The 25,016-nt window shown below is 30.8% G+C and carries 20 protein-coding genes and 1 pseudogene; 14 read left to right on the top strand and 7 right to left on the bottom strand.

Going from position 1 to position 25,016, the window contains the following annotated elements; all coding sequences use genetic code 11:
* Positions 1 to 193: 193 nt before the first annotated feature.
* The 5 genes from IPK18_10390 to IPK18_10410 all read left to right on the top strand — a co-directional run bounded on the left by IPK18_10390 (position 194) and on the right by IPK18_10410 (position 7,264).
* Complete coding sequence (locus tag IPK18_10390) at positions 194 to 502, top strand: PHP domain-containing protein (protein ID QQR97276.1); 309 nt, start codon at positions 194 to 196, stop codon at positions 500 to 502.
* A complete protein-coding gene (dnaE, locus tag IPK18_10395) occupies positions 469 to 3,669 on the top strand; it encodes a DNA polymerase III subunit alpha (protein QQR97277.1) in 3,201 nt (1,066 codons plus the stop codon). Before IPK18_10390 ends, dnaE begins: the two co-directional genes overlap by 34 nt.
* A gap of 56 nt (positions 3,670 to 3,725) precedes the next feature.
* Positions 3,726 to 4,514, top strand: coding sequence for a tetratricopeptide repeat protein (locus IPK18_10400; GenBank protein QQR97278.1), 789 nt, complete (start codon positions 3,726 to 3,728; stop codon positions 4,512 to 4,514).
* A gap of 53 nt (positions 4,515 to 4,567) precedes the next feature.
* A complete protein-coding gene (locus tag IPK18_10405; protein ID QQR97279.1) occupies positions 4,568 to 5,365 on the top strand; it encodes a DUF4476 domain-containing protein in 798 nt (265 codons plus the stop codon).
* Positions 5,366 to 5,809: 444 nt separating this feature from the next.
* Complete coding sequence (locus tag IPK18_10410; protein ID QQR97280.1) at positions 5,810 to 7,264, top strand: aminotransferase class III-fold pyridoxal phosphate-dependent enzyme; 1,455 nt, start codon at positions 5,810 to 5,812, stop codon at positions 7,262 to 7,264.
* On the opposite strand, the gene IPK18_10415 is transcribed toward IPK18_10410, so the two are convergent.
* The 4 genes from IPK18_10415 to IPK18_10430 all read right to left on the bottom strand — a co-directional run bounded on the left by IPK18_10415 (position 7,265) and on the right by IPK18_10430 (position 11,256).
* Entirely contained in the window at positions 7,265 to 8,002 is a 738-nt protein-coding gene (locus IPK18_10415; protein QQR97281.1) for a tetratricopeptide repeat protein, read from the bottom strand.
* 4 nt (positions 8,003 to 8,006) lie between these two features.
* Entirely contained in the window at positions 8,007 to 9,860 is a 1,854-nt protein-coding gene (locus tag IPK18_10420) for a protein BatD (protein ID QQR97282.1), read from the bottom strand.
* 86 nt (positions 9,861 to 9,946) lie between these two features.
* Positions 9,947 to 10,270, bottom strand: coding sequence for a hypothetical protein (locus IPK18_10425; GenBank protein ID QQR97283.1), 324 nt, complete (start codon positions 10,268 to 10,270; stop codon positions 9,947 to 9,949).
* On the bottom strand, positions 10,255 to 11,256 hold the full coding sequence (locus IPK18_10430) for an AarF/ABC1/UbiB kinase family protein (GenBank protein QQR97284.1): 1,002 nt from the start codon (positions 11,254 to 11,256) through the stop codon (positions 10,255 to 10,257). Before IPK18_10430 ends, IPK18_10425 begins: the two co-directional genes overlap by 16 nt.
* Positions 11,257 to 11,503: 247 nt before the next feature.
* Between IPK18_10430 and IPK18_10435 the strand changes: the two genes are divergently transcribed.
* Positions 11,504 to 13,630: an enoyl-CoA hydratase/isomerase family protein gene (locus tag IPK18_10435; protein QQR97285.1), complete on the top strand. Its 2,127-nt coding sequence runs from the start codon at positions 11,504 to 11,506 to the stop codon at positions 13,628 to 13,630.
* Between the two features lie 9 nt (positions 13,631 to 13,639).
* Positions 13,640 to 14,026: a hypothetical protein gene (locus IPK18_10440; GenBank protein QQR97286.1), complete on the top strand. Its 387-nt coding sequence runs from the start codon at positions 13,640 to 13,642 to the stop codon at positions 14,024 to 14,026.
* Between the two features lie 278 nt (positions 14,027 to 14,304).
* Here the strand turns inward: IPK18_10440 and IPK18_10445 are convergent, their stop codons facing one another.
* A complete protein-coding gene (locus IPK18_10445; GenBank protein QQR97287.1) occupies positions 14,305 to 15,294 on the bottom strand; it encodes a lipase family protein in 990 nt (329 codons plus the stop codon).
* A gap of 193 nt (positions 15,295 to 15,487) precedes the next feature.
* On the opposite strand from IPK18_10445, the gene IPK18_10450 reads away from it, so the two are divergent.
* The gene (locus IPK18_10450) at positions 15,488 to 15,925 is read left to right on the top strand and encodes a hypothetical protein (protein QQR97288.1); all 438 of its coding nucleotides are present in this window, start codon (positions 15,488 to 15,490) and stop codon (positions 15,923 to 15,925) included.
* 11 nt (positions 15,926 to 15,936) lie between these two features.
* Positions 15,937 to 16,955: pseudogene (locus IPK18_10455) on the top strand (transposase).
* A gap of 298 nt (positions 16,956 to 17,253) precedes the next feature.
* Here IPK18_10455 and IPK18_10460 read toward each other — a convergent pair.
* Positions 17,254 to 17,799, bottom strand: a complete 546-nt coding sequence (locus IPK18_10460) for a hypothetical protein (protein QQR97289.1) — start codon at positions 17,797 to 17,799, stop codon at positions 17,254 to 17,256.
* 112 nt (positions 17,800 to 17,911) lie between these two features.
* Between IPK18_10460 and IPK18_10465 the strand changes: the two genes are divergently transcribed.
* The 5 genes from IPK18_10465 to IPK18_10485 all read left to right on the top strand — a co-directional run bounded on the left by IPK18_10465 (position 17,912) and on the right by IPK18_10485 (position 24,053).
* The gene (locus tag IPK18_10465) at positions 17,912 to 20,695 is read left to right on the top strand and encodes a leucine--tRNA ligase (protein ID QQR97290.1); all 2,784 of its coding nucleotides are present in this window, start codon (positions 17,912 to 17,914) and stop codon (positions 20,693 to 20,695) included.
* An 89-nt stretch (positions 20,696 to 20,784) separates the two neighbouring features.
* Complete coding sequence (locus IPK18_10470) at positions 20,785 to 21,765, top strand: hypothetical protein (protein ID QQR97291.1); 981 nt, start codon at positions 20,785 to 20,787, stop codon at positions 21,763 to 21,765.
* Between the two features lies 1 nt (position 21,766).
* Positions 21,767 to 22,609, top strand: a complete 843-nt coding sequence (locus IPK18_10475) for a prephenate dehydrogenase (GenBank protein QQR97292.1) — start codon at positions 21,767 to 21,769, stop codon at positions 22,607 to 22,609.
* Between the two features lie 4 nt (positions 22,610 to 22,613).
* Entirely contained in the window at positions 22,614 to 22,904 is a 291-nt protein-coding gene (locus IPK18_10480; GenBank protein ID QQR97293.1) for an antibiotic biosynthesis monooxygenase, read from the top strand.
* Between the two features lie 57 nt (positions 22,905 to 22,961).
* Positions 22,962 to 24,053, top strand: a complete 1,092-nt coding sequence (locus IPK18_10485; protein QQR97294.1) for a bifunctional 3-deoxy-7-phosphoheptulonate synthase/chorismate mutase type II — start codon at positions 22,962 to 22,964, stop codon at positions 24,051 to 24,053.
* Between the two features lie 249 nt (positions 24,054 to 24,302).
* Here IPK18_10485 and IPK18_10490 read toward each other — a convergent pair whose 3' ends face one another.
* Positions 24,303 to 24,764: a hypothetical protein gene (locus IPK18_10490; protein ID QQR97295.1), complete on the bottom strand. Its 462-nt coding sequence runs from the start codon at positions 24,762 to 24,764 to the stop codon at positions 24,303 to 24,305.
* Positions 24,765 to 25,016: the final 252 nt, after the last annotated feature.

Here is a 25,016-nt window from a genome sequence, read left to right on the forward strand (position 1 = left end):
GATTTTATGCCATATATCTTTTTTCTGTGTTTAATATTTTTTTATGCTTAAGTTAATAATTAATATTAAATTAATAAAAATAGTATATGATTTTATTAATGTGATAAACTTATCCACTTTATACAAAAATTAACGGTTCTAATTTTCTACTTCAATACTTTTTTTACATTTTCACATTCTAAATCTTTTTACTATGTGCGATTTTGCTCCACTACACTGTCATACCCAATTTTCACTCTTAGATGGAGCAACAGATATTGATGCTATGGTAAAAAAAGCAAAAGAAGATGGAATGCAAGCAGTTGCCATCACAGACCATGGCAATATGTTCGGTGTGTTTAAATTTTTCGCAGCTTGCAAAAAATATGGAATAAAACCAATATTAGGTTGTGAAGTATATGTAGTAGAAGATAGGTTTAATAAAAATTTACGAGAGAAAATAAAGATAAACGATACCATCAATTATTGTTGGCAAAAAATGAAATTGGATATAAAAATCTAATGCACATTGTATCTACAGGATTTATTGATGGATTGTATATGGATTTTCCTAGAGTTGATTTTGAACTAATAAAAGAATATCATGAAGGTATAATTGCTAGCACATGTTGCGTTGGAGGAGAAGTGCCACAAACACTAATAAATAAAGGATTTGAGGAAGCCGAAAAAGTATTTAAAAAATGGTACGATGTATTTGGAGACGATTATTATGTAGAACTACAAAGACATCAAATTCAAGAATTTGATAATACAGGTTGGAGTCAAGAAGCAATTAATCAAGAATTGCTAAAGCTTGCTGATAAGTTTAAGTCATTGCCTATTGCAACTAATGATTCTCATTACTTAGACCAAAAAGATTTTGAAGCACATGATATTTTATTGTGTCTGCAAACAGGAAAAGATTTTGCTGACCCAGATAGATTCAAATTTGAGAACGACCAATTCTTTTTCAAAACACAATATCAGATGAAAGAATTGTTCAAGGATATTCCTCAAGCCATTGAAAATACATTGCATATTGCAGAAAAAATAGAATCTTTAAATCTTGAGCGAACAGTTTTGTTGCCTGCTTTCCAAATTCCAGTCGGCTTTAAAGACCAAAACGAATATCTAAGATTTCTAACTTTTGAAGGTGCAAAAAAAAGATGGGGCGATATATTACCAATTGAAATAATTGAACGATTAGATTTTGAATTAGCAACAATTGAGCGCATGGGCTTTCCTGGTTACTTTCTTATTGTTCAAGATTTTATACAAGAAGGCAAAAAAATGAATGTTGCAATTGGTCCAGGTAGAGGATCAGCAGCAGGTTCAGCGGTTGCCTATGCAATAGGTATTACTAATGTAGATCCAATTAAGTATAACCTGCTTTTCGAACGTTTTCTAAATCCAGATAGAATTTCAATGCCAGATATGGATATTGATTTTGATGATGCAGGACGCGAAAAAGTAATCGATTATGTAGTTGATAAATATGGTAAAAATCAAGTAGCACAGATTATTACTTATGGTACTATGGCAGCAAAAAGTTGCATTAGAGATATTGGAAGAGTACTAAAAGTACCATTGTCTGAAACAGATAGAATGGCAAAATTAATTCCTGATGGAGTTGGCGTTAAATTAAAAGATGCGTTTAAAGATGTTGAAGAATTGCGCATATTAAAAAGTGACAACAAAGACTTAAGAGGAAAAACACTACAATTAGCAGAAGTATTAGAAGGCTCAGTAAGACACAGAGGCATTCATGCTGCTGGCGTTATTATTGCACCAGATGATATCAAAAAATATGTACCAATATGTACAGCAAAAGATGCAGATTTATATGTAACTCAGTTTGATGGAAAATACATAGAAAGTGCAGGCATGCTTAAAATGGATTTTCTTGGATTAAAAACATTAACAATAATCAAAGATGCCATCAAATTAATTAAAAAGAATCATAACATAGATATCGATGTAGATACACTTCCGTTTGATGATATTGCAACATATCAGTTATTTCAACGTGGCGAAACAGTAGGTATTTTTCAGTTTGAGAGTGCTGGAATGCAAAACTGTTTGAAAGATTTAAAACCAGACTGTTTTGAAGATTTAATTGCGATGAACGCATTGTATCGACCAGGACCAATGGATTATATTCCAAACTACATCAATAGAAAACATGGCAAAGAACCAGTAGTTTATGATTTACCTGAAATGGAAGGTTATCTTAAAGATACTTATGGAATCACAGTTTATCAAGAACAGGTGATGTTGCTGTCTCAGAAGTTAGCCAACTTTACAAAAGGTAAAGCGGATGAACTTAGAAAAGCAATGGGTAAAAAAGATAAAGCAAAATTAGATAGTTTGTATTCTTTATTTATCGAAGGTTGCCTTGCAAATAATTTGGACGAAAAAATATGTAATAAAATTTGGGCAGACTGGGAAAAGTTTGCATCCTATGCATTTAATAAATCACACTCTACTTGTTATGCGTATGTTGCATTTCAAACAGCATATCTAAAAACACATTATCCAGCAGAGTATATGGCAGCAGTACTTTCACATAATATGAATGATATCAAATCTGTGAATTTCTTTTTGAGCGAATGTAGAAGAATGAATATTCCAACATTAGGACCAGATATTAATGAAAGTGATATACAGTTTTCAGTAAATAAAAGAGGCGAAATCAGGTTCGCACTTTCAGCATTGAAAGGCGTAGGTGAGGCAGCAGTTTCTGCAATATTAGAAGAAAGAGAGAATGGTTTTTTTACATCAATTTTTGATCTTACCAAAAGAGTTAATCTAAGAGCAGTAAATAAAAAAAATATAGAAGTATTAGCACAAGCTGGAGCTTTTGATAGTTTTGGTGATGCACATAGAGCACAATATTTCCATGTATATAAAGATGATTCTACATTTATAGAATTAGCAATTAGATTTGGAAACAATGTAAAAGAAAGACAATCATCAAACGCTTTTTCTTTATTCGGAGAAACAAAAGATGCAGAAATACCAGAACCAGAAATTCCACATGAAAATACATGGTCAAATTTTGATCAACTACAAAAAGAAAAAGAAGTTACAGGAATTTATATATCAGGTCATCCATTAGATGAATTTGGTGTAGAAATAAAACATTTGTGCAATACAGATTTTGAGCATCTAGATAATTTTAAGAACAAAGAAGTGATAGTGCCTTGTTTGGTAGCACATGTCAATAAAAGAGTAGATAAAAATGGGAAACCTTGGGCAATAGTTACTTTCGAAGATTTGACAAGTACACAAGAAGTATTGATGTTTAATGAAGACTATATAAAATATATGGCATATTTAGAGTCTGGAACAAGATTAGTACTTAGAGGAAATTATAGACCAAGTTTTAGAGACAAAGAAAAGTTTGAAATAAAAATCAATAGTTTATCTTATTTGCAAGATTTATTGGAGAAAAATGCAAAATCTATTAGAATAATGATAAAATACTCAGATTTAGATACACAATTAGTAGATAAAATATTTTCAATATTGCAAAAACACAAAGGCAAAAAATCATTTACCATATATTTGTTTGATAATACAGAACAAGCATTGCCTTTTTCTAGTAATAAAATTAGCATAAATATTACAAAAGAATTATGCGATGAATTAGATCAAATAACAAAAATTAAAACAAAAGTTATCTTTTAATATTGTAAAAAAGAACTCAAGCCTAAATTAACCTCAAATATTTAATATATTTGTCCATGCAAAAAGGAATACTATTTAGTTTATTATTCTTATGTCTTCAAATTATTCACGCGCAGAATATAAAGATTGATACATTAGCATATCCTGAACACTTCGAGTTTATTGCACCACTTAGAATTTTAGATGATCAATCAGCTGAGTTTTATTATATGGAAGCAAATAGCTATTATATCAAAAAACAAATAGAGCCAGCAAAAGTATTAATTAATAAAGCAACAAGCATGCAAGCAGAAAATGCAAACTATTGGATGATTAAAGCATGGATTTTCATTGCAGATGCAGATTATAAAACAGCACTTTTTGCTGCGCAAAAAACAGCAATACTACAACCAAATAATTGGAAGTCACATTATTGTTTAGCTTATGCAAAGCAACTTTCAGGAGATTATGTTGGTGCAGTAATAGACTATAGTAGAGTAATAATGATGCAGTCAAACAATCATTTGTCATACGTAGGTAGAGCAAATTGCAAAGAAGCAATAAAAGATTTTGAAGGCGCAATTGCAGATTATAGTATAGCTATTATGCTAAAAAATACAGATGAAAAATCATATTTGAATAGAGGCATTTTACAATACAAACTAAAAAACTATAATGATGCAATTAATGATTTATCTATCGCAATCGTAAAAATGGAAGATAATGAGCAAGCATATTATTATAGAGGAGCAGCATATTTAGAACTAAAAGACTACGCAAACGCATGTACCAATTTTACAAAATCTAAAGAATTGGGCAATAAAAACATCAACAGCGAAATCAATAATTATTGTATTAGGAAATAATGTAATTTTTTGGCATAAGTTTTGGATAATACAGTTTATCTAAAATATTTTGTATGAAAAAACTTTACATCTTTTTATTCGCATTCATCTTAACTGCACAAGCTACCTTTGCAGATTCAGAGCTTTTCCTAAAAATAAACCGACAAGGGAAATATCAAGTATTTTTAAACAACGAGTCAGTTACAAGCAAGAAAAATATATTTCGTTTTTTTGACTTAGTACCAGGAAATTATCAAGTAAAAATTGTACAAAAAAATGGATGGAGCCAGCAAATTGTATATCAAGAAAATATCCAACTTCAAAATGGATTTAGATATGTTGCAGAACTATCAAATAATACAGGATTGCAAAAAATAGCACAAATTCCTTATGTTGAAAAAAACTGGTATGTAGACCAATTAAGCACACAAGGAAACTGGCAAAACAATCACATTTGCACACCAAATTGTAATCAAAGTAATTGCAATCAAGGCAATTGGAATAATAATCCAAACAACAATAATAATAGTTGGAATAACGATAACCATAATGATTGGAACAACAATAACTACGGCTACAACAGCCAATACATGAACGACAATACATTTAATAGTGTAATGAATGCAATAAAAAATGCCAGTTTTGATAATGTTAAAATGGAAATTGCTGAAACTGCATTGTCAAATAGTTATGTAAAAACTAATCAGGTAAAACAAATATTGCAACAACTTTCATTTGAGTCAAATAGATTGCAATTGGCAAAATATTGCTACAAAAAAACAACAGACAAGCAAAATTATTTTGATATCTATAATCTGTTTTCTTTCTCAAGTTCAATCAATGAATTAAACGCATATATAAAAAATAATTAGTTTTGTTTAGTATTTAAAATACGTTTTTGGCAATCATTTCTATGGTTGCCTTTTTTTATTTTACAAAATATAATTTCCATTATAAATTTTTTATTAGAATGGAATGATTTGTTTATATTGTTGAATATTATCTAATTATTGCCTTTTAATTTTAAACAATCTCTAAATTTATTATTAATTTTTTAGATAGAGTGACTAAAATTGATAGCTTTTCCATATCTTTGCATTGTAATTATTAAACATAGTTCTTTTTATTGTAGGGTGATGAAATTGGCAGCCATGCCCTCTTGTCTCGGGGGTGAGGAGTTCAAAATAAAGATAGCGTATAGCCGGTTTGTTCCGACAGGGGTTGACCACCAAGCACTGCGCCATTCCTAATTGCCTTGTGGAGGTTCGAATCCTTCCCCTACAGCTTTTTTTCCTAAACTATTTATCACATTATTTATGGCTAATTCAGGATTCTCTATATCACAATATCATGATATAAAACCAATTTATGAAAAATTAGATAAATTAGTTGCATTGCCTTTGCAGCATATTGAGCCATCTGCAATGGAAAAATACTTAGACTATTATAATTCTAAGTGTCCAAAGTCAAGAGAAATATATGAACAAGCACGTCAGTATATTCCTGGTGGTGTTCAGCACAATTTAGCATTCAACCACCCTTTTCCGCTTACATTTACAAAAGCAGAAGGCGCGCATTTGTACGATGCAGATGGAAATAAATATATAGATTTTCTACAAGCAGGCGGACCAACAGTATTAGGTAGCAATTATCCATCAGTTAGAGAAAAAGCCATAGAATTACTAAATGAATGTGGGCCATCTACAGGTTTGTTGCATGAGTATGAACTAAAATTAGCTGAATTAATTTGCAAAAATATTCCATCAGTAGATCAATTTAGAATGCTGGGTAGTGGTACAGAAGCAGTTATGGGTGCATTGCGATTAGCACGTATCAAAACAGGAAATAAAAAAATCATCAAAATAGGTGGCGCATATCATGGATGGAGCGACCAAATGGTGTATGATTTGCGAATTCCAGGTACAAGATTTTTTGATGCAAAAGGAATTCCATTCATGATGCATTGGCACACACAAGCAGTTCCACCTAATGATATTGATGCATTAGAAAGTAAATTGAGATGGAATAAATTGCGTGGTGGCACTGCTGCTGTAATTTTAGAACCAGTTGGTCCAGAAAGTGGCACCTATCCAGTGTATAAAGAATATGCACAACAAGCTAGAGAATTGTGCGATAAATATGGTGCATTACTAATTTTTGACGAAGTAGTAACTGCATTTAGAGTAGGAATGAGTGGCGCACAAGGCTACTTTAATGTAAAACCAGACTTAACAATTTTCGGTAAAGTAGTTGCTGGTGGATATCCATCTGCTGGAGGAATTGGTGGCAAAGCAGAATATATGGATGGTTTGGCTGCAGGTTTGCAAGGTGGAAAAAAAGTAAAAGTTGGTGGTACTATGGCAGCAAATCCATTAAGTTGTTGTGCTGGTTACTATACATTATTGGAGATAGAAAAAAATAATGCATGCGAAAAAGCAGGCAAAGCTGGTGATAGAATAACTAAAGGATTAAACGAATTGATAGATAAATATGGATTGCCATTTGTGGCATTCAATCAAGGTTCTATTTGTCATTTGGAAGCTGCTGGAACATTATACGTAAAAATAAAATTATTGAAAATAAAATCAGTGCTAGCTGAAATTAACGAACGAAAAAAATTAATGGAAGAATATGGTGCTGCATACATGGCAGAAGGTATTGTTACCTTAGCAGGTAGTAGATTGTACACAAGTATGGCAGATACTGATGATGTAATTGACGATGCATTAAATAGATTTGAGAATGTATTCAAAAATGTAAAGAAAGCTTAGTTATATCGTAGCTATATTTTCTTTATCAATCCAAACTATCTTATTATTTACAGTTTTTATTTTGTAGAAATTTCCATCGTGGTCAAGTAGTTTTACTTTGTTTCCACTACTAATTGTTCCTATTTTCTTAGCATTCAAACTTGGTTTGTTTATCATATCCGAATCATGCATAACAATTGCATGTGTATTTGATGTTTCTAGATAGAATTTTTGCTTTGCCATATAGAATAAAATAATAGAAAAACAAAGCAACAGTATACTCGATTTTAGATAGATATTTTCACGTTTTCTAAAATAGATAAACCTAAGAATGCTAAATAGAAAAAAACAAATCAGAAATAAAATACTCCAGTATTTACTAGTGTGTTTTTGGTGCAGTTGTGTTGCCCACTGAAATAAAAAGAAATCAGCAGAATGCTCATTCTTTTTCAATCCTTTTTGGTTTGCCAGATGTAAGTTATGTTGAATAGCCTCATTATTTGGTGCAATTTTTAATGCTTTTTCGTAGTATAAAATGGCAAGCGTATAATCTTTAAGCTGAAAATAACAATTACCTAAATTATAGTAAATACTTGCATTATGCTTGTCATTTTTTAGCAATGATAATAACTCATCTTTTGCTTCTGAATAACTTTTTTGTTGATAGAGTTTGTTTGCTGCATCTAATGTATTAGTTGCATTAGTGAAACTAAAAGTGAAAAATATAATATTGAGTAATAAACATAATTTTAACTTCATTTCGCTAAATTTTTTGGTCAATTTGTGTTATCCAATTCACAGCATCATGATATGTTTTTTGCATACTTTCTGTTTTATTTACAGATGCAAATAATGCCATTTCGCAAGATTCTAAAGTATTGTTGAGTTGAATGATATCTTCTTGTCCAATATTTCTATCGGATAATTTAGCACCTATATTTTCTTTCGATAAATCTGAAACAGGAATGTGCATTTTGTCCGAAACATATTGCCACAACGCACGTATAACTTCATCATAAAATTCTTTCTCTTTATTTTGCGACATCAGTTTTTTAGCTTTCTGCATTCTTTTCAAGGCTACTTTATTCGCTTTTTTCCTATTGATGGCTAATAATGCTTGCGCATCATAATCTTTTCTTCGTAATAAAAATCCTATAAAAAGAATAAGAATTGGAGTTGCTGCCAATGCTTTAAAAAGATTTGTTTCATAAAAATTAGACCATGTAATAGAACTTGTTAAGTTTTTATACAACTCATTTTTCTTGATATCTTCTTTCTCTCTTTTGTTGAAATTAATAAGATTTTGAGATGTTTTTGCTTTGCCACTAACTTCAATAGTCGTAGCTGGAAGCTTAAAGGTTACATAGCTTTTTTTATTCAAATCAAAATAGCCAAACTCATACTCAGGCAATGTGAAGTTGCCACCATCTTGTGGTATTATTGTGTACTCATACGATTTTGTTCCAGATACAGAATTCCCTTTTGAAGCATAATTTTCATTCAATTTAGGCTCAAAAACTTCAAACTCTTCAGGAAACTCGAGCTTTGGTGCGCTAATTAATTTTAGATTTCCAGTGCCATTATACGTTACTTTCAGCTTTATAGGTTCACCTACTTTTACTTTGGTTTTGTCATAGCCAGCCTGAAACGAGAATTGCCCAACAGCACCACTAAAATTCTTTGGCTTTGGTTCTGGCAAAGGAAGCACGTCTACTTGTACACTATTCGATTTAAAATTATATTCATAAGGTTCTACAGTAGTAAAAAATGGATTATAAGGATGTGGCATTTCAATACCAACCACACAAGAAAAATCCATCGGAGCAATATCTAATTTTCCAGTTTTCTGTGGAAATAAGGCTACTCTTCTAAATTCTTGAACATAATATTTTTTGCCATTATAAGTTTCTATTTCTGGTTCTTTATTTGGATCTATTTCTGGTAACTCAAATTCTTCCATTAAAAAGCCATTGAAAGAAGGTGCTTTTAATGAAACTAAATTTTGATATTGAATTCTAAAATAGAGTTTGAAGGATACAGTAAATTGGTCACCTTCGTACAAACTACTTTTGCTAGGAAAAACTCTAACGAAAATATTTTCGCTAATTTCTTTTTTTATTTCTTCTTCGGATTTTTGTTTCTGTTTTTTACTATTTCCACTACCAAAAAATTCCTCAAATGGGTCATAATATTGCTGTTGTTGTTTCTGTTGTTTTTTTTGTGGCTCTATTATTTTAATGGTAATTTCTTCTGTCGCCATTACTTTCCCATTAATAGATGCTTTTGCAGGAGGAAATACAAATGTGCCTTGTTTTTTTGGTTGCAAAGTATAAGTAAATGAAATAGATTTTGAAACTCTACCATTGATTACATTTATATTCTGAGATTGTGACGGACCATAAGTGTCGAAATTATCAAACTTTGGCGCTTTAAAATCATCAACATCTCCATTTTCTACAGTATAGGTAATGTCGAAAGTATAGTTTTGTGGTACTTCTTTAGCTGATGCTTTTACATAAAACTTCTGCGACCATACATTTTGTGTTATAAAAAGTATAGATAGTAATAATATTGCTGTCTTATATATGCGATTATCTAAAGATACTTTTACCTGCATGTTGTTTCAAAGTGTACAAATGTATAAAATCTAGATAATTAGATTAACGTATTTTCTTTTATTTAAGATTTTTTAGCATTCTATGCTTACAAGTCATTTAAAAAGCTTTTATCTACACTTACAGTAGCATCAAGTTTATATAAAATGGCATACATACCAAAAAAAGTACGATGTAAAAATATAGCATCTCTATTGCCTCTGATGGCATTTGGCTGTCTAAGTTTTTTATCTTGTGCCAATTCTTGTCCTTGAATATTGAGTTGCTCTGTAAATTCTTTATCACCAAAATAAAAAGTATCTCGTTTTAATGGTTCAACAATAATATCTATAATTTTTTTAGCTGTATCATAAAAGAATTTTCGTTCTTCAGGAGTGTCTTCTTTTCTAATGAAATCTAAATTGAGTAGCAATTGCTCAAGTTTTTTGGATCATTTTGTGCTTCTGCTTTCGCAATAGAAAAATAGTTTTTATAAAAACTTTCAGGAATGGCTTTCATACACCCAAAATCTAAAACAACAAGTTTATTGTCTTTCGTTACCATAAAATTTCCAGGATGAGGATCTGCATGAAATTTCTTCAAAGTATGTACCTGATGAAAAACAAAATTAATCAAACTTTGTCCTAAAGCATTTTTCTTCTCTTGGTCAGTTTCTGTATCTAAATATTGTTGCAAAGGTACGGCATCATCAATCCATTCCATAGTTAAAACTCTATGGTTAGAAAATTCAGGATAATAATTCGGAATAATAATATCATCAAACTGTTCAAATGCTTGTCTAGTCAATAATCCATTTTTTAATTCTAAAGTGTAGTCGCATTCTTCAATCAATCTTTGCTCAAATTCTTCAGAATAGTAATCCAAAAATTTGGTAGGCACGCCAATTAATCTTGCTGCCAAAGGTTTTACCATTTGTATGTCAGAGTGTATAGCATCAGCCACACCAGGATATTGTATTTTTACTGCCAGCTTTTGTCCATTTTTATAGGCTTCATGTACTTGCCCAATAGATGCAGCATGTTTTGCTTTATTATCAAACTTGTCAAAGATATCACTTGGCTTTTGATTAAAGTATTTTTGAAAAGTATTGACAATTAGTGGATAAGATAAAGACATGGCATTGTTTTGAGCTTGTGCAAATTTTTCTACGTATTCTTTAGGTAGCAAGCCAGTATCCATGCTCATCATCTGTGCTATTTTTAGAGCACTGCCTTTTAGTTGACTTAATAGTTTAAATACTTCTTCTGCATTTTTTTGGTGCAAGTCTTCTTTGGTAGAGTTTCCAGCTACTGATTTTACTGCGTGAGATACGTAATTGCCACCAACTTTTACACTTGTTTTAATAAACCTACTTGCTCTTTGCACTTTCGATGTAGGTATTTTGTCCTGTTCTGCCATAATGATACAAATATATAGCAATTTATATGCCTATTTTGTTAACGAAAATTAATAATTGATTTATTAATAGGAATAAAATCTATGCTAATAAGCTTTATCTTGTCAATTATGCTTAATATCTATTTTAAAGTCTATTTTTTTAGAGTGTAATATTCTACAAATCTTTTCTTATATTCACATTTTTAAAAATTGAAGAACTAATTCTATTTATTACAAACAAAAATTCAAATATTTAATACTCAAAAATATGTTCCACTACACAAAAGACGCAGACAATATTGTAACTATTACAATGGATATGCAAAACAGAAGTGCAAATGTCATCAATGAAGAATTTGGCAAGCTGTTTACAGAAACACTTAGCAAATTAGAAGCAGAAAAAGCTGATATTTCAGGCGTTATTCTTACTTCAGCAAAATCTACATTCTTTGCAGGAGCAGATATTGATAATTTATACAAACAAACAGATGCAAAAGCAATCTTTGAGATGTGCGAAGGCTTAAAAGCTCAGTTTAGAAGATTAGAAACGCTTGGTAAACCAGTTGTTGTAGCATTAAATGGTGCAGCACTTGGTGGCGGACTAGAATTAGCTTTGGCTTGTCATTATAGAATTGCACTAAATAATCCAAAAGCACAATTTGGTTTGCCAGAAGTTGGCTTAGGATTGTTGCCAGGTGGTGGTGGTATTGTTCGCCTTACACGTATGATAGGGTTGCAACCAGCATTACCTTTACTTACAGAAGGAAAAAGATTAAAAGTAAAAGACGCATTATCTAATGGTATTGTAAATGCCATTGCAGAAACACCAGAAGATATGATAACTCAAGCAAAAGCTTGGATTAAAGCAAATCCAAAAGCAATAAATCCATGGGATGATAAAGCATTTAAGTTTCCAGGTGGCGATGCACGCAATCCAAAAGTAGCAAGCATGATTCCAATTGTGCCAGCAATGACTAAAAAGAAAACTCATGGTAATTATCCTGCAGTAGAAAATATTATAAATACAGCAGTAGAAGGTTCAGTAGTAGATTTTGAAACAGCATCAAGAATTGAGTCAAGATATTTTACAGCTTTAGCAACTGGACAAATTTCTAAAAATATGATTACTGCATTTTGGTACAATCTAAATGCAATCAATGCAGGTGGTTCTCGTCCAAAAGGATATGAGAAATATACAACAAAGAAAGTTGGAGTTTTAGGAGCAGGTATGATGGGCGCAGGTATTGCATACGTTTCTGCAATGGCAGGTATGGAAGTTGTATTGAAAGATGTTTCTATAGAAGCAGCAGAAAAAGGCAAAGCTTATTCAGAAGGAATATTAAAGAAAAGCATTTCTAAAGGCAAAATGTCTAAAGAAAAAGCTGAAGAAATCTTAGCAAGAATAAAAGCAACAGACAAACCAGAATTTGATGGTTGCGATTTAATTATAGAAGCAGTATTTGAAGATAGAGCATTAAAAGCAAAAGTAACACAAGAAGCAGAAGCAGCAATGTTGCCAGAAGGTACTTTTGCATCCAATACATCTACACTACCAATTACAGGATTGGCACAAGCATCAGCAAGACCAAAACAATTTATAGGCTTGCATTTCTTTTCGCCAGTAGATAAAATGCCTTTGGTAGAAATTATATGTGGCAAAGAAACAGATGATGCTACTTTAGCAAAAGCATTTGACTATGTATTGCAAATTAAAAAAACACCTATTGTTGTAAATGATAGCAGAGGTTTCTATACATCAAGAGTGTTTTCTACCTATGTAATGGAAGGTATTGCGATGCTTGCAGAAGGACAAAACCCAAAAGCTATAGAAAATGCAGGACTGAAAGCAGGTATGCCAGTAGGACCATTAGCACTAACTGACGAAGTAAGCTTAAAACTAATGGATCACATACGCAAACAAACAGTAAAAGATTTAGAAGCAGAAGGCAAAACCGCACCAAATCATCCAGGATTGGAAGTTGTAGAAAAGATGTTAGCAGCAGGCAGATTTGGCAAAGCAGCAGGCGCAGGATTTTATGAATACCCACAAGGTGGCGCAAAACATCTATGGGAAAAATTAACAGAATTATTTCCTCAAAAAGCTGAGCTGATACAAGAAGAAATGGTAGATAGATTGCTAATGGTACAAGCATTAGATACAGTACGTTGTGTAGAAGAAGGCGTATTGCGTTCTGTGGCAGATGCCAATATTGGTTCTATATTTGGTTGGGGCTTTTCTCCATTTAATGGTGGTACACTACAATACATTAATGGACATGGTTTAGACAAATTTATTGCTAAAGCAGAACAATTTGAGGCAAAATATGGTGAGCGCTTTGCAGTGCCACAATTGCTAAGAGATAAAGCAGCTAAAGGTGAACAGTTTGTAGACTAAAATTATACAATGTTTGGTAATGATGAGATAAATAAAGTTTATGAAGCTGTAGATAAAGTTTTCAGGTTGAGAATTAAATCACAACTTAATCATTCAGAAATAATATTTAATAAATTTTTGTTTGTGAAAGATATTGTTCTCAGAGAAGAGTATTACTACATTGATATTAATGATAAGGTTTTAAAATTTGTAACAGTTTCTGAGTTTTATAAGAAATTTCTATCGCTTTTGAATGATGAACTAAAACAAACAGAAGCTGATATTAAAGATTTTGAGTACCATAGAGGTCATGACAAAGTTCATGATGAAAATGCAGAATTTTTTGAATCTGAAAGATTGTACATGAAAGAAGAAAAATTATCAAAGATTATTGATAAAATATCTAAATTTATTTAAAGATATAATTGTATTAATTTAAAAATTATTACAAGACAAAGCCAACAAAGGCGAGTTGTTTGTAGATTAATTATAGAACAAAATAAAATCAAAAGACCAAACATCACGTTCGGTCTTTTTTGTAGTATGTTAGAAAGAAATAATTTCTACCCAAAAAATAAAAATATCAACTATGTTCAAAATGTTATTGTCTTGTAAAAGGTAATCTTACTAATGATTTACTTTGGAAAGTACCACTTGCATATAATACATTGCTGTCTAATATGTCATAATGAAAATCAATCCTTTTTCTTTTTTGTTGGTGGTTTGGGTAGCAAACCTATCGTATCATTTGGAAAATATATTTGATAAATTTTTCTGCAATATTCGCCTACAATATGGCGTCTTATTTTACCCATTTTATAAGTTTTGTTTGGCACCTTCATTTCATTATCATTTGCAACAATAGTATCTTTACTAATATTGTAGATATTTCCTACATGCTGATACTTACCACAATCATTTTTCGGTTCTGGACAATATATTCTTCGAAAAGCATTAGTTGGTGGAAGCATTGGAACCAAATCATTCTCATTTACATATCTAAAAGTTGGAATATTTAATGTGTTATAAAAATCTGCAAAATACGTTGTACCTACTCTTGGGTTGGCAAATAAATAAACACCAAAAGGTTTAATATTATGTTGATATAAATTGGCTGCTGCTAACACAGATAAGGCACCACCAAGACTGTGTCCTGTAATGAATATTTTTTTACTTTCATGTTGATGCAGATAGAGCGTCTTTACCAAAGTATCTTCTATACTTGTGTACGAATTCCAAAAGCCTTTGTGTACATAACTATTATTAAAAGTATCTACTTTATACATTTTGCATTTAGCATCAGTTCGTAACCAATCTCTCTTCGTATTTTTGAATCCACCTTTGGTTTCTGATCCTCTAAAAATAATTATAATAGTATTGTGATTACTCATTACTATTAAATTAGTACTTGTACTGTAGTTATTTATAAATGAGAATTGTTGCATGCCATATTCTGAATATTTATTGCTAAACATTGCTTGAAAAGCCGAATCATCTTTGTATTTTTTTACACCAATTAAGTCTGGAAAAATATAATAATTGCAATCCATTAGTAGATAAGCAATAGTGTCGTTTTGTTGTGCATTATTAGTATTAAAATAGCTAAAGCAATTTGTTTGAGCAAAAGCAGATAAGTATGCAAAAACAAATAAAAAGAGTATATGAATTTGTATGTTTTTTATCATATTGTACATTTAATTCAATATATAGATTGAAGATTTTATAGGACAAATCTACAATTTTAATTATATTTTGGAATTGTAGTAGACATGGTAATATTCTGTAGTTTGATATAATATTAATATACAGGAATAGTTGTTGTCGATTTTGTTTTTTAGTTTTATATTAGAAAGAGTTTAATTATAAAATGTAGTACTTATGAAAAATCTATTTTACTTACTATTGACTTATGTAGTTCTGCAATCATGCAAACAACAACCATACACTTTGCCTTTAACTGTCACCTCAGGAACTATTGAAAATAATAGCAATTATTGTGGAGGCGCAGCACCACCTGAAGAATTATTACAAGAATTGTTAACGTATCAACCATCTGCCAATCAAACTTTTTATGTTAGGCAAGGCACAGTTGCAGCACCATTCACAAGTGTGTATTTGCAATTTACAACAGATGCAAATGGAAATTATTCAATATCATTACCTGATGGCAATTATACAGTTGTATGTCAAGAAAAATACAACCTAGAATCTAGCCCAAGTGTTGTTGATTCAAGTTGTAGTTATCTACACACAGCAGATTTTAATTTTGACAATGTGGTCAGAAATGGAGCGGAAAATTGTCTTTTAAGTCAATAACCACGGTTGTTATGAGCAATATCATTGAAACTGTTTTCAATGATATTATCTTAGATAATGAAAAATCTAAAAAAAAATGCCAAGTTTGTGGCTCTAATCACTTCCATAAAAAGGGAATAAGAAATGGAAAACAGCGCTATCAATGTTCCAATTGTTGTGTCTATTTTACAATTAAAAATAATGGTGTAACACTCAATAATCAGTTTATATGGTTTAAGAAATGGATAATAGAAAGACAGGTTTATAAGTATCTGATTAGAGATAGTGGTATGTCTCAAAGTAGTATTCAGCGACTGTTTAATAAGTATCTAAAATCAGCACCGACAGTAGCTATCCGTAGTAAATCTAAAGTACATTTACTTATAGATGGTAGTTATTTTAGCAATGGGTTATGTTTGATATTGTATTACGATCATGACATGAGATATGTTCAATTATATAGAGAAACCAATCAAGAAAAATATAAAGAAATTAAGGAGGATTTAGAAAATTTGAAGAAGTTAGGTGTCGATGTTTATAGTATTACATGTGATGGTCATAAAGCAATATTAAAAGCAATTAGAAAGGTTTTTCCTAATGCTGTTATACAACGTTGCTTAGTACATATAAAACGTCAAACACGTAATTATTTAAGCGCTCAACCCAAAACAATACAAGCACAAGAGTTACTTCAATTATCTAACAAAATCACATCTATTAAATCAATAGAACAGAGTGCTTATTGGTTAGTCGAGTTTAAAATATGGTATGATAAAACACGCTTTTTATTAACGAACAATCATATAAAGAAGACACAAAAAGATATTGGTATACACATGCAAAGTTACATGCTGCTTGTAGTCTAATTATCAATGCTATACCAGATATGTTCTCTTATTTAGATGATGCAGAAATACCTTATACAACCAATAGATTAGAAAATTATTTTACACATCTAAAAGAGAAACTAACGTTGCACAGAGGTATGAGATTTGAAGCAAAGAAGAATTTTATAAAATGGTATTTACATCTTAAAAATAATCCGAAATGAGTTTTCTTAGCCATAATGTTTGCCGATATAAGAAAAATGACAGCCATTGCTGACTGTCATCTATCGTATAAACATCTATCTTATTGCTGGTAGGTTGCTCTCCAGCAGAGCCTACTTCCTCTTCAAATAGATATATAAAATTAAAACTAATTTATATCTAAAAAAAGCTCCATTTTTGACCACATTACCTTAATTTTGTAGTGAGTAGCAGCTCATCCGTGCAAAATAAACAATACACAAAAACTTGCAATTACGATTGCTTAGGTACTGTGCCAAATTAATTTTATAAAGCTTGCTTTTATTGTGCAGGCAATTTTGCTTTAAGTTGCTCTAAAACTGCTTTGCCTTTTTCAGCAGAACTAAAGTCTATAGTCATGCCACTTAAGTCAATTTGTTCAGCATTGTTGTCACCAAAGCAAGAAAAAATTTTTTGTTTAAAAATACGCTCATCATTCTTAGATAATATTAATAAAGAAGTTTTTGTTTCGCCTTCAACTTCTTCAGATCTAAACTGCAAGCCTTCTTCTGCTACTGAGTTGATGTCTTTGTAGGCAATTACTGTAACTTCATATTTTAGATATTCATTTTTTAATTCTACAGAAGGAACAACGCTAAATATAAAACATGAATCTTGTTCTAAAGAAAAATATGTCAGCAATTCATCTCCATCAGAGTTATATTTGCCTTTGTACACTTCTTCTCCACGAATAGCTTCAAGCTTTTCTCCAGTACAAGAAAGTGCAGGACCAGCCTTTTCTTCAGATGCTTTTTCAGTTTTCTGTTTGCAAGCTACTGTAAATGTAAATAGAATAGCAGACAATAAAATAAATGATAGTTTTTTCATAAAATGTATTTTTACCTAAAGATACATAGTATTTTTTTATAATTCAAGAAATGTAACAATTAACTAATTAGCTAAATTGTGTTGTCAGGCATAGTTTTTTTATTTTTGTGTTATGATATACAATTTCAACGAAATAGAAGATAAAGCTAGACAGATTTGGAACTATGACGATAAAGAAAAATCTGCTTATATGGTAGAAAACAATTTCTCTAAACCTAAATACTATGTGTTAGATATGTTTCCATATCCAAGTGGCGCAGGCTTACACGTTGGTCATCCACTAGGATATATTTTTTCAGATATAGTAGCACGTTACAAACGTATGCAAGGCTTCAATGTTTTGCATCCTATGGGTTTTGATGCATTTGGCTTGCCAGCAGAGCAATATGCCATCCAAACAGGGCAACATCCAGAAATTACAACACAAAAAAATATAGAAACTTATAGAGCACAATTGCGCAAAATTGGTTTCTCATACGATTGGAGCAGAGAAATTTCTACTTGCGAGCCAAGCTACTACAAGCACACACAATGGATTTTCTTACAATTGTATAATTCTATTTATTGCGTTAATAATCAATGTGCCTATTCTATTGATGTATTAATCAAGCATTTTGAGGAACATGGAAATCATAACAATACAGCATATACCAATGTAGATGTTCCAGCATTTACTGCTGATGAATGGAAAAATTATACAGCTTTAGAAAAGCAAAATATACTAATGGACTATCGTTTGGCATATCAAAAAGATTCTTTGGTCAATTGGTGTCCAGCATTAGGTACAGTATTAGCAAATGATGAGATAGTAAATGGCGTATCAGAACGTGGAGGACATCCAGTAGAGAAGAAGAAAATGAGCCAATGGTTTCTAAGAATTACTGCTTATGCAGAAAGATTGTTAGCGGGCTTAGATACTTTAGAGTGGACAGATGCTATGAAAGAAATGCAACGCAATTGGATTGGAAAATCTAAAGGAGCAATGGTGTCTTTCCAATTAGAAAATCATGATGAAACAATTGATGTATTTACAACACGTGTAGATACAATTTTTGGAGTTACGTTTCTAGTAATTGCACCAGAGCATGAGTTAGTTAAAAAAATTACAACTGATGAATACAAAAATCAGATTGAAGAATATATAAAAATTGCTGGAGCAAAATCTGATTTAGAACGCCAAGCAGAAGTAAAAGAAACAAGCGGGCAATTTACAGGTGCTTATGTTTTACATCCATTTACAAATGAAAAAGTGCCAGTTTTTATTGCAGATTATGTGTTGGCTGGTTATGGTACAGGCGCAGTAATGGCAGTACCATCAGGCGACCAACGCGATTGGTTGTTTGCAAAAAAATACAATTTGCCTATTGTTGCTATTTTAGATGCACAAAAAAATATAGAAGAAGAAGCTGATGCAACTAAAGAAGGTGCATACATCAATTCTGATTTTATAAATGGCATGAATTATAATGATGCTACAAATACATTGATTGAAAAATTAGTAGCACAAAAAATAGGTTACGGAAAAATACAATATAGAATGCGCGATGCTGGTTACAGCAGACAACGTTATTGGGGCGAGCCATTTCCAATTTATTATGATGAAAATGGAATAATACATACAGTAGAGAATTTACCTGTTGCATTGCCACAAGTAGAGAGTTATAAACCAACAGGTACTGGCGAAAGTCCATTGGCTACAGCTACAAACTGGGTACATCAATTTGGCGACAATACCAAAATGGAAACCGATACCATGCCAGGATATGCAGGTAGTTCTTGGTATTTTTTACGCTATATGGATCCAAATAATCAAAGTGATGTGGTAGATTTTAAAGTACAAGATTATTGGCAAAATGTAGATTTGTATGTTGGTGGTAGCGAGCATGCAGTTGGTCATTTATTGTATAGTAGATTTTGGCATAAATTCTTAAAAGATATAGGAAAAGTAAGCACTGAAGAACCATTTAAAAAAATGGTAAACCAAGGAATGATTGGTGGTAGAAGTTTATTGACAAAAGTTGGTCAAATAAAAAATGTGAAATTAGCATTACATATTCCAGTAAATATTGCTCCAAATGATAAGCTATCAAAAGATAATTTTGTAAAACTAAAATCAGAAGATAACAGATTTGAAAATATTGCTATCGATGATATTGCTTGGGAAACAGATAAAGACGGAAATCAATTTATAACATTAGATATGCAATTTGAGAAAATGTCTAAAAGATATCTGAATGTTGTAAATCCTGATGATATGGTAGCGCAATATGGCTCAGATACATTTAGAATGTACGAGATGTTTTTAGGACCAATAGATACGGCAAAACCTTGGGATACAAATGGTATTTCTGGCGTAGCAAATTTTTTACGCAAGTTTTGGCGTTTATTTTATGATGATATGGGCAATCAGAAATTTGTAGATACAGCAGCAACGCAAGATGAATTAAAAATACTACATAAATGTATCAAGAAAATTAACCAAGATATAGAACATCTAAGTCTAAATACTTGTATTTCTACATTTATGATTTGTGTAAATGATTTAAGCAAACTAAAAACAGTATCTAAATCTACTTTGCTAGAATTGCTAAAACTTATTTCGCCATTTGCACCACATACAGCAGAAGTTTTATGGAGCAATTGTGGTGCAGCAGGATTTGTAATAGATGCAACATATCCAACTCATGATGAACAATATTTAGTAGAATCTACATTTACATATCCAATTCAAATAAATGGGAAACATCGTGCTAATATTGAAATTGCATTAGAAGCAACACAAGAAGAAGTAGAAAAAATTGTACTAGCAGATGAGCAAGTACAAAAATTTGTGGAAGGCAAAGCACCAAAGAAATTTATTTTAGTAAAAGGTAGAATCGTAAATATTGTTATATAAATATTTTTATATTTGATAGGAATTAAATTCTATTTAACTTACCATAAAGTATTGCATAAGATTTTAAAACAATAAATAATTATATTAATATGAAAACTATTATCAATGTACTATTGCTTTTCTTTTCTGTCTTTGTATTTGCACAAGAAAAAATTGATTTAAAACTAAATTTGAAAGTTGGAGATGTTTATAAAATAAACATACCTATGAATATGCCAACTGAAATTGAAATGAAAATGGATCAAGAAAAACTAAAAGAAATGCTATCTAGTTTTTCAGATGGAAGTGATTCTGCAATGGCAAAATTACAAGAAGACAGCGTTGGCGAACAAAAATCATTCATGGATTTCTCATTCGAAATGCGTCTAGTTTGCAAAGTTTTATCAAAAGAAAAAGATAAGTACAAGTTGGAAATGTATTACGATTATCTAGGGAATAATTTGAAAAGTGAAGATGTTGAAATAAACTATAATACCAAAGATAAAAACGTAAATCTTCCTGAAGATCAAGTAGCAGAACTTGAAAAAATAAAAAAAATAATAGGTAAGAAATTCACACTTGTAACAAACGAATATGGTAAAGTTTTAAGTATAAGTGGTTATGAAAAAGCATTGCAAGGAATAATAAAAAAAGATGATAAAGGAAGCATGCAAATGGAAAGTAATCTATTTCTAGATCAACTTCAACCAAAAGAATTTAAAAATAACCTAGCAGATATTTTTGATGTATTGCCAGGCAAGCCAATAGGTATTGGCGATTATTGGACAAGAGAATTAATTGTGGAAGATGAAATGATGCCTTTTAAAGTAAAAACGAGATTCACATTAAAAGAAATTCATGATGATTATTTATTAATTCAATCAGAGTCTATTGTTTATTCAGATAAGATGAATAATAAACTTGGATATGCAGAAGGTGAAGGAAAATCTACAATTACATTAAGTAGAAAAGATAATTTTTCACAAACACAACCATACACTTTAAACTTAAACGTGTCTATGAGTCTTTTGATGATGGAAATGAAAATGAAAACAACAGCTACATGCAATTACGAAGTAAAACAACAATAAGATGAATGTTGTAATTTTTGGATTAGGATTAATAGGTGGTTCAGTAGCCAAAGATTTAAGGCAAAGAAACTTTGCATCAAAATTAATTGGTGTAGGCAGAAGCGAAGCAACCAACAAAGTTGCTTTAGATTTAGGTTTGGTAGATAAAATTCTACCAAAAGATGAAGCCATCAAGCAAGCAGATTTAATAATACTTACAGTACCAGTAAACGCATTGGTGGATGAACTAAAATATGTGTTAGATAATATTGAAGCACATCAAGTAGTAACAGATATGGGTTCTACCAAAGGAATCATTATAGATGCAATAAAAAATCATCCAAAGAGAAAGAGATACGTTTCTTCGCATCCAATGGCAGGAACAGAAAATTCTGGACCAACAGCAGCTATCTATAATTTATTTGATAATAAAGTATGCATTATCTGCGATAAAGAAAATTCTGATGCAGATGCTGTGCAAACAGTAGAAGCATTGTACCAATGCCTAAAAATGAATATCAAATACATGGATGCTTATCAGCACGATATTCACGCAGCTTATGTATCACATATTTCACATATCAGTTCTTTTGTGTTGGCAGCAGCAGTTTTAGAAAAAGAAGTAAATGAAAAGGCTATTTTAGAAATGGCTGGTGGTGGTTTTGAAAGCACCGTGCGTTTAGCCAAAAGTTCGCCAGATATGTGGGCGCCAATTTTTATGCAGAATAAGGAAAACATCATCGAAGTAATGGATACTTATATCAATAAAATGCAACATTTTAGAGATTTAATTAAAAAAGACGAATACGATGAATTGAAAGCTTTCATGAAAGATGCCAATCAAATTAAAAAAATTCTAAAATAAATATATGATACTAGAAGCTATACTATTAACTATAAAACCTAATGAAAATAATGCTTACGAAGAAAATTTCAAACAAGCATCTGAACTTATAAAAAGAGCAAAAGGTTACATTACACACGAGTTGCACAAGTGCGTAGAAAACGAAAATCAATATATATTATTGATAAAATGGGAAACTTACGACAATCATATGGTAGATTTTAGAAATTCAGAAGATTTTGTAGAATGGCGTAGATTATTGCATGATTTCTACGATCCTAAGCCTCAAGTTTTTCATTATCACCAAGTTTATTGATTTAGTATTAACAATTTTCCAATATCTTATTAACAAACAAAATTTTATATTTGCATTATGAGCGATTTAAATATAGTACCATTAAAAGATTGGGGTTTCAATTTTAAGAAACCTTTGATAATATCAGGACCATGTTCTTGCGAAACAGAAGAGCAAATGATGGAAACGGCAAAACGTTTAGCAGACAAAGGCGTAGATGTACTACGTGCAGGAATTTGGAAGCCACGTACAAGACCAGGCATGTTTGAAGGAATAGGCAAAGAAGGTTTATCTTGGTTAGTAAACGCAGGAAAAGAAATAGGCAAACCAGTTGCAGTAGAAGTAGCAACAGCACAACATGTACAAGATTGTTTAGAGTTGGGTGTAGATATCTTATGGTTAGGTGCACGTACTACAGTAAATCCATTTTCAGTACAAGAAGTAGCAGATGCATTAAAAGGTGTTGATATTCCAGTATTAGTAAAAAATCCAATCAATCCAGATTTACAATTGTGGTTAGGTTCTATGGAGCGTGTAAACAAAGTAGGAATCAAAAGATTAGGTGCTATACACAGAGGATTTTCATCTTACGAAAAATCTAAATATAGAAATAAACCAATGTGGGAACTACCAGTTGAGTTGCGTCGTTTATATCCAGATATGCCAATCATCGTAGATCCATCTCATATTTGTGGAGGAAGAGAGTTGATACCATCAGTAGCACAAAAAGCATTAGACTTAGATTTTGATGGTTTGATGATAGAATCGCACCGTGACCCAGATAATGCTTGGAGTGATGCATCACAACAAGTAACGCCAGAAAGATTAGGCGAAATATTAACTAACTTAGTTGTTCGTCATAGTAAATTAGATGATTACGAAGAAGATAAATTAGATGCATTGCGTGCTAAAATTGATAGAATAGATAATTATCTTTTAGAAATTATGGGCGAGCGTATGGAAATTGCTAAAGCAATAGGCGAGTTCAAAAGAGATAATGGAATTACAATTTTACAATCAAACCGTTGGGACGAAATCGTAAATGATAGAATTAGCAAAGGTGCGAAAAAAGAATTAACAGAAGATTTTGTAAAAGAATTATTTGAAGCAGTACACCAAGAAAGTATCCGTCATCAAACAAAAGTAATGAACAACATCTTAGCTGAATAGTATATAATAAATAGTATAATATATTTTAAATCCTACACATTGTGTAGGATTTTTTTGTTATGCAATTGCCTAAAAATAAAGATACAATAGTAGACGAAAGAAATATTTGCTTGCCTTTGTTGGTTTTTATCCAACAAATATTTCTAACTTTCATTCATCTAATTTTATATTTATTTTTTGTATTTGTATTTTTTATTGGTAGTTTTTGATATAATAGAATAAATAGAATACTGCCAATAATATTCATGATTATATCTTTTTGGAATCAAAACTGAGTTGCCAGATATATTTGTCTTTATACCAATTTTGAAAAAATTCATTTAAAAAACCAAAAATATTAAAGAAGATAATAATCTTAAGCAATTCAATATTTCGAAGTTTTTTTATTTTTTTGATAATAGAATAATAGACACTTGTTTTTAAGCAAATAACAAATCCAAATAATATATGCTCAATTGAATTTAGTATTATTTCTATTGCTTGGTTAAATGCAAATGGTCTACCTCTTTCAATAGCAACAAACAATACATAAGCAATGAAAATTGTATTGAGTTGTTTGTAATTGTATGTGTTTAGATAAATTTTATTTTTATTAAGATATTCTAATGAAATTGCCATTATTGGTAAGTAATATAAGATTTGAAATTGTTTGCTTATGGCTATAATTAATACAATACAAATAGATATCAATCTTGTCTGCGTAATGCTCATGCGTAAATTTAAAGAATCTTTTTAATCTAATCAAATAAAGTAAAAATTCGTCTTTGTTGGTTTTTATCCAACAAATATTTCTAACTTTCATTTATCTATTTTAATATTTATTTTTTGTATTTGTACCTTTTATTGATATTTTTTTTGTTACATATTAGAATAAAATACAATGCATTATTGTCTGGAAAAAATATTTGAATAAATATGTATTAATAATTGTTAAATGCAATCAAACTGTATAATTATTTAATA

The organism is Sphingobacteriales bacterium, from assembly GCA_016699615.1.
Classification (GTDB): domain Bacteria; phylum Bacteroidota; class Bacteroidia; order Chitinophagales; family JADIYW01; genus JADJSS01.